Origin of the sequence: Veillonella intestinalis, assembly GCF_943193155.1 — a bacterium.
GTDB classification, from domain to species: domain Bacteria; phylum Bacillota; class Negativicutes; order Veillonellales; family Veillonellaceae; genus Veillonella_A; species Veillonella_A intestinalis.
Genome location: NZ_CALPDB010000008.1, coordinates 1 through 12570, shown reverse-complemented (window position 1 = coordinate 12570; position 12570 = coordinate 1). Strand labels below are relative to the sequence as shown.

The window sequence follows — 12570 nt, the reverse complement described above, 5'->3', positions numbered from 1 at the left end:
ACAATATATTATTATATACCGTAAAGGCCCTAAAAAACAACTTATTACTTCTCATCCAACAATGAGCGTACAGCTCTATAAACATCGTCATGAATCGCTTCAATAGTCCGAAGCTGATAGTCTTCTGTTGTACAAGGTATTCGTTGCCACCCATATCGCGCCACTAACTCATCATAAGCACCATGAACGCGCTTTAAATACTCATGATCCCGCTCATGAATATCACCAGTAGCACCACCAGTTTTATGTTTCCGGTCACGCATCAAAGCTTCACTAGCAGCTAAAGGCATATCCAATAAGCACACTAAATCAGGTCTAGGCAAACCAAATTTTACAAATTCAAACTCTTCTAGCCAATCTAAAAACTGACTTCTAGCTATAGGGTCTTCATATTTTACCATTTGATGAACCATATTAGACGTAGTATAGCGATCAGCCAATATAATACTGTCTGACTCGTAATCCTGTTGCCAATCCATACGAAAAGAAGCAAACCGATCCACTGCATATAAACTACTTGCTACAAAGGGATTAACATCATTGGGATTCTTACCAAAATCACCAGCTAAATACATTTTAACAGGCATCGCCGCTGGACTATCATAATTAGGAAAACTAACCGCTTTTACGGTATATCCTTCTTTTACTAGACGGTCTTGCAATAAAGCAGTTTGCGTTGCCTTACCACTGCCATCGCCACCTTCAATAATAATCAATCGACCCATATTACACCTCACCGCACATCTTCAATTACTTGAATCATAGTTAACGATTTATCTGCACTCCCATTGGGAACATATCCTTGGGCTTGTCGCTCTCTTATATATTCTACCACAGCTGGCGTAATTCGTTCACCTACAGCAATAAATGGAATACCTGGTGGATAATAACTAATAGTCTCACCACAAACACGGCCTATAGCTTCCACTAAGGGGATACTAGTCATAGGCTGGTAAAATCCTGCCCGTGGCGTTAACACAACTTCTGGAGTAGGTAGCTTTGTGCTTAAAATAGCACTATCAGAGCCAGCCTTTTCTTCCTTTAAATCAGTCATGTTAGCATGGTTTAAAATAGAAGCTTTACTCTCTATAGTCGCTGTACTCTTATGAATAGAAGCCTTCTGTGCAATGTGATGAACGGCTTTTACCAGCCGCCCTATTGAATCAGCAGTATCCCCTATGGTAATTAAGACTAAGACATGATACCCCTGTACTAACTCAACTTCAATACCTTCCTTACGCAACAGCTGTTCCGCTTCACTCCCAGTTAACTGCAACGCTTTAAAGTCTATCAATACTTTGGTCTGATCATACTCATAAATATCAGCAAAATCATCAGCCTCTGGTACAGCAATGCCTGGTATTGCCTGCAATGCGTTCCGCAAGTCGTTAGCTAGCTGTTCCGCTTGCCCTACCAAAGTTCGTCCTTCCATAGCCATTTGTTGCCGCGCCATATCTAAGGAAGCCAAGAAAATATAATTGGGACTCGTGCTTTGCAACACTTGATGTGCTTGTGTAATACGTCGTTGATTCACAAGTGATCCCTGACAATGAAGCATAGAAGTCTGGGTTAAAGAGCCTATTAATTTATGCGTACTCTGCGCTACTACGTCAGCTCCGCATGCTAAAGCACTGTGAGGTAACTGTTTACCAAAAGGTAAATGAGCGCCATGGGCTTCATCAACTAACACCATCACACCATGAGCATGAGCCACTTCAATAATAGCTTTTAAATCAATAGCAATACCGTAATAATTAGGATTTACTAAAACTAACGCTTTTGCTTCTGGATGAGCCAATAAAGTAGCTTCGACTTCTGCTACTGTCGTTCCCAAAGGCACTCCCCAGCGTTCATCAAAACGGCCATTCAAATAAACAGGCCTAGCACCACTCAAAAGTAAACCGCCCATAACTGAGCGGTGCGCTTCACGAGGTATAATAATTGTATCATCAGGACCTACAGTCCCCATAATCATGGTTTCAATTAAAGCAGTTGTACCATTAATAGAAAACCAAGTTTGATCAGCTCCGTATAATTGGGCTGCTAAATCTTGTGCTTCTTTTAAAGCCCCTTCTGGTTCATGCAAATCATCGAGGGCATACATAACACCTAAGTCATAGGGTAAGGCATTAGCCAACCATTGTCTTAATTTTGTAGGTGCCCCTACCCCTAATTTATGCCCTGGTGTATGAAAGGCAGTAAAACCATCCTTCGCATAAGCTTCTAAGGCTTCTACAAAAGGCATTCGTTCTTGTGAATATTGTTTCTCATTTCTACTATGAACTTCAATTGTACTTTGAGCTTCAACTATACGTTGAGCGTCAACAGTATTATAAGCATCAGTTGTACTCTGAAGTTCAGTTTTGCTATGAGGCTCACTATTAGCCGTCATTTTATTTTTCTTCATATATTTTAACGCATACCTCTTGCCAAACTGTCTATTTGAATGTATCTACAAAATACTGGCGTAATTCTTGACCTCGTTCGCTACTAGTCTGAATTCGTTCTAAAGCTTGGCGCAATGAATCTTGTAAACGATACGTATGGAACTCAGAAGGTTTCACCCAAGCAAAGTCAGTATGTTCCTCTGATAAAACAATATCTCGACTGGTAGCTTTTGCGATAAAAATAACACCCGTTAAGAATTGCAATTTTGTACGTTTATATGACCATAGTCCAGCTACATCTAATAATTCTACCGTTAAACCTGTTTCTTCTCGCACTTCTCGTAAGGCCGCATCATGTAAATCTTCACCAAATTCTAACCCACCACCAGGAAATTCCCAAGGTCTAAGGCCTTCTCGATCTTTCTTCTGTAAAAGTAACACATCTCCATCACAAAAAATCATACACTTTACTGACATCCCCATTCGTGGGGCTCGGCGTGTTCTTGGTGACAATGGGCGTGATTTACGATTTTTACTATTTTGACGTACGAACATGCAATCCTCCAGTATATAGCTCACTTAAACTCTACTCTTTATTCTTCCAAATCTATATTATAAACTTCAAATCCATATTATAAATTATTTTATATCGAAAAAAAAGAGACTATAACTCCGTATAGTCTCCTGTGTCTTACGCTATCTTATTTACTATAAGCGGCTGCATACTGCGTCCCAAGCGTTACATATTTTTCCATTTGCTGAATAACATATCGTAGCTGTCTGCCACTTAATGTTGTTAATTCTTTGCCTTTTGAGGCGTTATTAATAATGTGAGAAATCTCGAAACCACTATATCCCAGCACCGATAAGCGGTTCGATAAACTTTTAATCTTGTTCATAATCGAACCTCCTTGTAATAATGTCTTACAGCGATTTGGGTTAAAACCAACTGCTCTTAAAGTGGTTGGGTTATTACCACATACCCTTTTCGACTGCACAGGAATGTTCAAGATTATGACGTTGTTGGGTTTAAAGTTCATCCTCCTCAAGCATTAACACTGACAATCTATTCCGGATAATATATCAATTATATCGAAATTATTAGAATATGTCAAGTTATTTTTAGGCTGAGTTTAAAATTATAACATATTCACTCATATGTTGCAAATAAAATCAAATCTTAATTCCGACGCCCTTTCTTTGGATTGTATAAGTTCATTCCCTTATCAATCCCCACTTCTAAGGTGCCTAAAATTGCCTCTGCCATGGCTTTAATCCCCTTAGAAACCTTTTCTTGTTGGTCTTCAGGGAAAGGTGCTAACACATGATCAATAACAGTCCATTGTGGCAAAGGACGACCAATACCAAAACGGAAATGAGGAAACTCTGATGTCCCTATATGAGCAATCAGTGATTTAATCCCATTATGACCACCAGCACTACCATTAGGGCGAATGCGCAATTTACCGACTGGTAAATCCATATCATCATAAACGCAATATACATCGGCTGGGTCAATTTTATAATAACGCATCAAAGGGCCTACTGACTCCCCACTAGCATTCATAAATGTCTGTGGTTTTACCAGTAACACTTTTTCACCATCAATAGTAATTGTGGTAATTAAAGCTTTAAAGTCTTCACGCCATGGTGTATGAGCTTCTTTTTCAACCATAGCATCAATCACCATAAAGCCTATATTATGCTTTGTCTTCTCATACTCTTTGCCTGGATTTCCCAGACCGACTACCATTTTCACTGTTTAAATCCTTATCCTTCATAGTCAACACACTACGGGCTGAACCAAACAGTCTGTAGGTGTATTATTTATCAAATAAATTACTTACCGACACTTCGTGGAAGATACGCATAATCGCTTCGCCCAATAAAGGTGCTACTGATAATGACGTAATATTAGGCAATTTATGTTCTTCTGGCAAATCAATCGTATTCGTTACAATTAATTCTTTAATATTGGAATTAGCAATACGTTCACAAGCAGGGTCTGTTAATACAGCATGTGTTACACAGGCCATAACAGATTTAGCACCAAATTCTTTAAGCGCTTTAGCCCCTTCAACTAAAGAACCAGCTGTATCAACAATATCATCAATGATAATACAGTTTTTGCCTTCTACATTACCAATTAAATTCATTACTTTTGCTACCCCTGGTTGAGGCCGTTTCTTTTCAATAATCGCAATAGGCGCTCCAATACGGTCAGCCAAATCACGAGCCCGTGTAACGCCACCAAGATCTGGAGATACTACGATTAAATCTTCCATATTTTTTTCATTAATGTATTTTGCTAAAATAGACGCACCAAATAAGTGATCCACTGGCACATTAAAGAAGCCTTGAATCTGACCAGCATGAAGATCGATAGTTACCAATCGAGTAATCCCTGCTGTTTGCATTAAATCAGCTACTAATTTAGCTGTAATTGGTTCGCGACCACGAGTTTTGCGGTCTTGACGTGCATACCCATAATAAGGTACAACGGCTGTAATATGACGTGCTGATGCACGTTTTAGAGCATCCGCCATTACTAACAATTCCACTAAATTGTCATTCACTGGATAGCTTGTAGGTTGTACGATGAAAACATCTTTACCACGTACACTTTCATCAATCATAATTTGAACTTCGCCATTGTTGAAACGACCTACAAATGCTTCGCCTAAAGGTAAGCCTAAGTAATCACAGATTTCTTTCGCCAACTCTGGATTTGCATTGCCTGTGAAAATTTTAAGTTTCTTACCGTCTTCAAATGCCATGATTCAATACCCCTTTTGCTTATTAATAACTTCGTTGCTCCTAGCAAACCTCATTCTTTATTATTGTATACTATTTACTACCTACATTGCAAAAAAGTAATCAAAATTTTTTATTTTTTCTTAAATGTATCATCAGTTACCCAATTTTCTTTCACAATTTGACGGGCACGACCAACAGCCAAAGATTTACTTGGCACATCTTTAGTAATCGTTGAGCCAGCTCCAATATAGCTATAATCACCAATAGATACAGGTGCTACTAAGTTTGAATTACAACCTACAAAAGCACCATCGCCAATATGCGTACGATGCTTTATTTTCCCATCATAGTTGACTGTAATTGTACCGCAGCCAATATTAACACCACTGCCTACATCGCTATCACCAATATAGGATAAATGTGGGAACTTAGTGCCTTCACCTACAATACTATTTTTCACTTCTACAAAGTTACCAATGTGAACACGTTCACCAATCACCGTATTAGGTCGTAAATGAACATATGGGCCAATATCAGCACCAGCTTTTACCTCACAATCATGAGCATATGTAAAATAAATAACAGCACCATCACCAACAACTACATTCGTAAAACGACTGTGCGGACCAATTTCACAACCTTCGCCAATGACTGTATTCCCTTCTAAAATCGTTCCCGGATGAATCACTGTATCGGCACCGATTTCAACCTCCGGTGCAATATATGTGTTACTAGGATCAATTATAGTCACCCCTTGATCCATAAACTGGCGGTTCGTACGATTACGCAATATCCGTTCTGCTTCTGCCAATTGTGCACGCGAGTTAACACCTAAGGACTCTTCTTCATTATCCATCATGTAGGCACTTACACGGTCACCTTGATTTACAAGAATGCCAACTACATCTGTAATATACAACTCACCCTGTGCATTATCATCAGCTAATTGCTCTAAACAAGGCCATAATTTTTGACTATCAAAGGCATACATACCCGTATTAATTTCTTGCACAGCCAATTCGTCTGGACGACCATCCTTTTGTTCCACAATGCGCAATACTTTGCCAGTTGCCTCATCACGAATAATACGACCATACCCTGTTGGATCTGCCATATGAGCTGTTAATACTGTAGCCGCTGCACCAGTAGCCTCATGTTCAGCTAATAAAGCTTCTAAAGATTCTTTGGTCACTAATGGTGTATCGCCACAGAGCAATAAAATTGTCCCTTCATAGGCGCCCAATAAAGGCTTCGCTTGTTTTACCGCATGGCCAGTCCCCTTTTGTTCATGTTGGGTTACAAATTCAGCTTGGTCACCCAAATGAGCTTGCACCGCTTCACCACCAAAGCCAACGATAACAATATTACGTTCTGTACCAACAGTTTTTACTGTATCAAGAACTCGTTCTACCATAGCCTTACCAGCAACAGCATGCAATACTTTTGGCAGTTTAGACTTCATGCGCGTTCCTTTGCCCGCTGCTAAAATTAAAGATGTTATATGTTTCATAATTAGGCCTCCTCATTAGGCTTGCAATATACTGGTTCAATATCAACTGTCCGTGCGGTTTCATCAACCCCATTTAACACGAGTAATGCTTCATAATCACCGACTACTTTAGGACTAGGTGAAGCTGTTGCTACTAAAACGCCAGTCCCCACGACGGTGCCTCCCATTTCAGTGACTAACTCTTTCATACCGTTAGCCGTGCCACCAGCTTTCATAAAATCATCAATGAGTAGCACTCTAGATTTTGGTGGAATCGCCCGTTTTGTCAATGACATAGTTTGAATCCGCCGCGAAGATCCGGTCACATAATTAATACTTATAGAAGACCCCTCTGTTACCTTACTATCACGGCGTGCAATAACTAAAGGTTTATTAAAAGCACGTGCTACCATGACCGCTAAAGGAATCCCCTTTGTTTCAACGGTCATAATATAATCTGGCCTCCGTTCAGCAAAGCGAGTCATAAAAATCTCGCCTAAACGGCTCGTAATATGCCAATCATATAAAATATCTGACATATATAAAAAACCACCAGGAATCACTCGATCTGGTTCTTGTAAACGCTGCTGTACTTCTTTAAGAACGGCAAAAGCCCGCTCTCCTTGACGATACGGTATAAACCGAACACCACCAGCTACACCAGCTACTGTTTCAATGGTTCCTAATGAAAAATGCTGTAAGGATGCTTTTACACAACTTAAATCTTCGCTTAACGTTGATTTAGCAATATCAAAGAATTCGCAAAAATAGCGTAAAGATATCAATTCTTGCGGAGAATCTACTAACAGTTTAGTAAGCGCTACCATGCGCTCGACGCGTCGCACTTTTTCCACTGTATACCTCCTTATACAAAAAAATAACGTTGTCGCCTCAGCCAACAACTCTTTTCTCTCTTTAAGGATACCACAAAATAAGTATTAAATATATACTTTTCCCTAAAAAACCATACATTAAGAACTAAAATTTTTCGAACGTTCGTATAACACAAAAAGCCCTCGATTCCTATCGAAGGCTTTTGCTGCATTTTAGATGTTAATAATTAAATACCTACCAAGTACTAACTCTTCTCTAAAATATATCCCTATTAATCTAATACATATACCGTAACCGTTTGACGACCAAATTGAATGGCCTCACCATGCGAATCCATGGCTAAGTCGATACGATTACCTATAATACTGCCACCTGTATCATCAGCTACCGCATAGCCATATCCTTCTACGTATACAGCTGTGCCTAAAGGAATCACATCAGGATCAACAGATACATAGCCTCGTTTTAATAAATTACCACGAGCTGTGTAAGCTGTATTACCTGGATCATATGCTGAATAGGCAGTAGCGTTCATTGTCAGAGCTTTCTTATACTCTGTAGGAACGCCTGGTTGCTGAGAAAGCAACGTCATTGTCTCACTATCTACTTCACCAGTTACAGTTAAGCCATTAGCTTCTTGAAAGCGTTTTAAAGCGCTAGCTGTTCCTTGACCAAAGATACCATCAATGGAACCTGGTGAAAAACCACTGCTGGCTAAACGAGTTTGCAAGTCAGAGACAGAGCGGCCTCGATCGCCAAAACGGGAAACTTCCACGTTATTGCGCACATTGCGAGACTGTTGCGCTGCTGCAAACAGCTTATTGTTCTCTTTCATCGCTGCTAAGGTATCACCATCAACTCGGCCAGTAGCAGATAAGCCCATTTGTGATTGAAATGCGCGTACTGCATATTCTGTATTATTGCCGAAAATACCATCAGCTTGGTCTACAAGGTACCCCTGCGTTATCATCAAACGCTGAACAAGTTGCACCTCACTACCGCGATCACCGCGTCCTACATCGGCTAGTACAACAGATGTACAAGCCATTAGAAACGTCAAGAGAACTGTCACTATTCTAAGTTTTCTCAATATTTCCACCTCGTATCTAAATGCAACACTATTTTACCGTATTTTGGGCTTTTTGTCAAAATTTGCCCCTTTTAAGCAATACTTGTCACCACTTTTTAGGCTTAATTCAAACAATTTTCCCACCATGATTACTTTTTTCAAAATAAAAAGAGTTGCTTTCCCCAAACAATCCAATTTAGGATAAACAACTCTTTTATTACGAACTTACTATATGATTCTAACTTATCAGCAATTGCAAAATATTATTTAAATAAGCACACCTTACTCATAAAAATCATCTGTTTCAATAACTTCACATTCTGGCGCTACATAACGAAGAACTACATAGCCCAATACGCCAGATACGATAGAACCTAGGAAGATACCTACTTTAGCTAATTCTTGAGTATGTCCTGGCTCTAACGCTAATAAATTAACAAATAGACTCATAGTAAAGCCTACACCACAACAAAGTGCTACACCATACATATGTGTCCAAGTCAACTGATTTGGTAGTTTTACTAATTTAGATTTTACCAATACTAGCATAATGCCAAAAATACCAATCTGCTTACCTAAAAACAAGCCTAAAGCAATCCCTAACACAACAGGATGAAATAAGTCACTACTCTGGAAATCGCCAAATGATACACCTGCATTTACAAAACCAAATAGAGGCACAATTAAGAAAGTAATCCATAAAGCCAATGCATGATGCCATTGATTTAAAGGAAGAATCTCTTTATCCCCTTTCCATACTCGCGATGGAATTGTCATAGCTAAGATAACACCGGCTAAGGTAGCATGTAGACCCGATTTAAAAATACAGAACCAAAGGGCAATCCCCAAAATCGCATAAGGCCAAGGGCTTACTACATTCTTTTTATTAAAAATTAATAAAAGAATAAATATGGCTAACGCCCCACCCATAAAAGCAAAATTAAAGGTTGTGGTGTACACCGCAGCAATAATAATAACTGCTATTAAATCATCTACCACCGCCAAAGTTGTTAAAAACACTTTAGCCGCCAAGGGCGCCCGCGTACCTACTAATGAAATAATACCTATAGAAAAGGCAATATCAGTAGCTGTTGGAATCGCCCAACCACGCAATAATTCTGCATCACTATAATTAAAGGCTGCATATACCAACGCTGGTGCGAGTACCCCCATAAGGGCTGCAATAGTTGGCAAGAATCGTTTTGCATGGGTGTTTAATTCCCCTTCTAGCATTTCATGCTTTACTTCTAGCCCAACGCCCAAGAAGAAAATAGCCATCAATACGTCATTAACCCAAAGTTCAACGGATAGTGGCCCTAACATCAGATGTAAAAATGAGGTATACGCCTCAGACCACCCAGAATTCGCAATGCCTACTGCAAGAATTGACATTAATAACAATAGTATACCACCTGTAGCAGGTGCATGTAATAGTTCTTTTAAACGCTCCATGTACTCCCTCACTTCAAATTATATTTAATATATACTGCTTAATAATTCGTCATTAATAAACACTAAATATATTATACCGCAAATAAAAAGAGGCTTGCAATAATGGAAGAAGCTCACCACTCTAAAATGGTGAGCCTTTTCCGCAAGCTAGTATTACTAAATTGAATACTAAAATAAATTATGAGTCTTTCTTTTCTAATTCCGATACATCTGGCGTAAAATAACGTAATACTACATAGCCAATGCAACCAGATAAAATAGATCCAATGAAAATCCCTATTTTAGCCATCTCTTGCGCATGACTTGGCGGGTACGCCAATAAGTCCACGAATAAACTCATTGTAAAGCCAATCCCGCAACAAACAGCTATACCATACACGTGAGACCAAGTCGCATGAACCGGCATATCAACTAGTTTAGCCTTAACTAAAATAAATACTGTACTAAATACCCCAATTTGTTTGCCTAAAAAGAGTGCTAGTGAAACGCCGAGAACTACTGGATGGAATAAATCGTTGAATGAAAAATCATGGAATGATACGCCTGCATTAATAAAACCAAACAAAGGTAAAATTATAAAAGTTATCCACTTAATCAACGCTGCATTCCATTGAATTACTGGTGAAATCCACTTACCTGATTTATACTGTGCTCGATATGGAATCGTCATAGCCAAAAATACACCAGACAACGTAGCATGCAAGCCAGATTTAAAAATACAATACCATAAAATAATGCCGAGTAATACATAAGGTAAAGGATTGAATATATTTCGCTTATTTAAAATCATTAGCAAAATAAATATTAATACACCAAATCCCATGTATAAAAATTGTAAGCTCTCTGTATAAAAAGCAGCTATAATTACAACAGCAATTAAATCATCAACTACAGCTAACGTCGTAAGCAGAACCTTCATCGCAACAGGTACACGCGATCCCAATAAGGATACAACACCAATAGAAAACGCTATATCCGTAGCCGTTGGAATAGCCCATCCTCGATGATATAAAGGGTTATCATAATTAAAAGCAAAATAAATAATAGCAGGCACTATTACCCCACAACAAGCAGCAATAGTTGGTAATACCCGTTTTGCATTTGTATTTAATTCCCCATTAATCATTTCATGCTTGATTTCCAAGCCTACACTTAAAAAGAAGATTGCCATCAGCACATCATTCACCCATAATTCAACTGGGAATGGTCCTAAATTGAATTTCAAGAACTGAAAATACTGTTCTGAAAATGGTGAGTTAGCTGCTCCAATGGCTAAAGCTGCAGAAATTAACAGTAGAATACCGCCAGCAGAGGGAGACTGTAAAAAAGCTTTGATTTGACTCATACGCGTCCTCTTCTTTCTAAAGAGATACTTTTCAATATAGTCTGAAAAGTATCTCCTGTATAATTATTTCATTCCGTCATTTTATATATAATATTATATCATCTTTTATCAACAAACAGAAATTCATTTTGTGCATTTTGAAGGTACATCTGTCTAATTAAAGAATAACGAATAAAAAGAGAAGGAATTATGTCTATCAAGTAAAAATAAAAGAACCATACTTTCGTATGGTTCTAATAATGGTGACCCAGGAGAGATTCGAACTCCCGACCTTTTGATTCGTAGTCAAACGCTCTATCCAGCTGAGCTACTGAGTCATGTAAATTTTCAATTATGTGAGTAAAATGGTGACCCAGGAGAGATTCGAACTCCCGACCTTTTGATTCGTAGTCAAACGCTCTATCCAGCTGAGCTACTGAGTCATAACTTACCACTCGAATATGATACCACAATATACTATCCAATGCAAGCATAATTTAAAATTCATTCAAAATGAATTAATCTAGCCTAAACAATAGAATGAGCGACCCTAAGGTCGCTTTCTATATTGTGGCAGGGGCAGTAGGACTTGAACCCACAACCAACGGTTTTGGAGACCGCTACTCTACCAATTGAGCTATACCCCTATGTAGTATCAAGTCACACTTGATACTAGAATATAATAACAAAAGTTGAGTAAAATGTCAAACACTATTTTAATATCTTAAACTCAGAATTTAAATACATCCTATCATATATTTTTTTACCATAGACCCTCTATAAATTAATAGTAAAACACATAAAATTGTATTTTCTAAGGCTCTAGGAGGCGAAAAATTTGCCCTCCTATTCAACCTACTAATATCCAATAAGATTATAAATAGTGTAAATAAAAGAGTTGTAGCAGCTAAAAGAATATTAATAGAGCCTTATTTTTCTAACTATCACATTCTTAGTGCTTTTCACTTATTGAAACCATTTGCTAAGAAGTTTTTAATATCGATTTAAGTAATTCATTTGATTTTGTTCGCCCTTTTACCCCTATAAAGGCAGTTTACTACTTTTCTCAGCTTCTGGTCGGATAGGAAGCTATACCAAAAAAGACACCAACCTAAGTTGATGTCTTTGATCAATCAGCGACTACCTATCCTCCCAGGCCGCTTCCAGCCAAGTACTTTCGGCGTTTACGAGCTTAACTACTGTGTTCGAGATGGGAACAGGTGGACCCTCATAGCTATCGCCACTGAATCTGTCAGAG

General features: G+C 38.5%; 11 protein-coding genes, 3 tRNA genes and 1 rRNA gene. All 15 read right to left on the bottom strand.

Annotated elements, in window-relative coordinates; translation table 11 throughout:
- Nucleotides 1-44: 44 nt before the first annotated feature.
- The gene (locus NFR44_RS09240) at nt 45-725 is read right to left on the bottom strand and encodes a dTMP kinase (protein WP_251444222.1); all 681 of its coding nucleotides are present in this window, start codon (nt 723-725) and stop codon (nt 45-47) included.
- 8 nt (nt 726-733) lie between these two features.
- The gene (locus NFR44_RS09235; protein ID WP_251444256.1) at nt 734-2245 is read right to left on the bottom strand and encodes an aminotransferase class I/II-fold pyridoxal phosphate-dependent enzyme; all 1512 of its coding nucleotides are present in this window, start codon (nt 2243-2245) and stop codon (nt 734-736) included.
- 193 nt (nt 2246-2438) lie between these two features.
- Nucleotides 2439-2942, bottom strand: coding sequence for an NUDIX hydrolase (locus NFR44_RS09230; protein WP_251444219.1), 504 nt, complete (start codon nt 2940-2942; stop codon nt 2439-2441).
- 146 nt (nt 2943-3088) lie between these two features.
- Complete coding sequence (locus NFR44_RS09225; RefSeq protein WP_251444216.1) at nt 3089-3286, bottom strand: hypothetical protein; 198 nt, start codon at nt 3284-3286, stop codon at nt 3089-3091.
- 281 nt (nt 3287-3567) lie between these two features.
- A complete protein-coding gene (pth, locus tag NFR44_RS09220; RefSeq protein WP_251444213.1) occupies nt 3568-4146 on the bottom strand; it encodes an aminoacyl-tRNA hydrolase in 579 nt (192 codons plus the stop codon).
- 64 nt (nt 4147-4210) lie between these two features.
- Complete coding sequence (locus NFR44_RS09215; RefSeq protein WP_115309481.1) at nt 4211-5164, bottom strand: ribose-phosphate diphosphokinase; 954 nt, start codon at nt 5162-5164, stop codon at nt 4211-4213.
- A 110-nt stretch (nt 5165-5274) separates the two neighbouring features.
- On the bottom strand, nt 5275-6654 hold the full coding sequence (gene glmU, locus NFR44_RS09210) for a bifunctional UDP-N-acetylglucosamine diphosphorylase/glucosamine-1-phosphate N-acetyltransferase GlmU (RefSeq protein ID WP_251444210.1): 1380 nt from the start codon (nt 6652-6654) through the stop codon (nt 5275-5277).
- Between the two features lie 2 nt (nt 6655-6656).
- Complete coding sequence (gene purR / locus NFR44_RS09205) at nt 6657-7487, bottom strand: pur operon repressor (RefSeq protein WP_251444208.1); 831 nt, start codon at nt 7485-7487, stop codon at nt 6657-6659.
- A gap of 251 nt (nt 7488-7738) precedes the next feature.
- Nucleotides 7739-8515, bottom strand: coding sequence for a peptidoglycan-binding protein (locus NFR44_RS09200; RefSeq protein WP_251444205.1), 777 nt, complete (start codon nt 8513-8515; stop codon nt 7739-7741).
- 303 nt (nt 8516-8818) lie between these two features.
- Nucleotides 8819-9988, bottom strand: coding sequence for a Na+/H+ antiporter NhaA (gene nhaA, locus NFR44_RS09195; RefSeq protein WP_251444202.1), 1170 nt, complete (start codon nt 9986-9988; stop codon nt 8819-8821).
- Nucleotides 9989-10166: 178 nt separating this feature from the next.
- Entirely contained in the window at nt 10167-11333 is a 1167-nt protein-coding gene (nhaA, locus tag NFR44_RS09190; protein ID WP_251444198.1) for a Na+/H+ antiporter NhaA, read from the bottom strand.
- A 240-nt stretch (nt 11334-11573) separates the two neighbouring features.
- Nucleotides 11574-11650 (bottom strand) — tRNA-Arg (locus NFR44_RS09185).
- A gap of 28 nt (nt 11651-11678) precedes the next feature.
- Nucleotides 11679-11755, bottom strand: a tRNA-Arg gene (locus NFR44_RS09180).
- Nucleotides 11756-11883: 128 nt separating this feature from the next.
- Nucleotides 11884-11959 (bottom strand) — tRNA-Trp (locus NFR44_RS09175).
- Nucleotides 11960-12443: 484 nt separating this feature from the next.
- A 5S ribosomal RNA gene (gene rrf / locus NFR44_RS09170) occupies nt 12444-12560 on the bottom strand.
- Nucleotides 12561-12570: the final 10 nt, after the last annotated feature.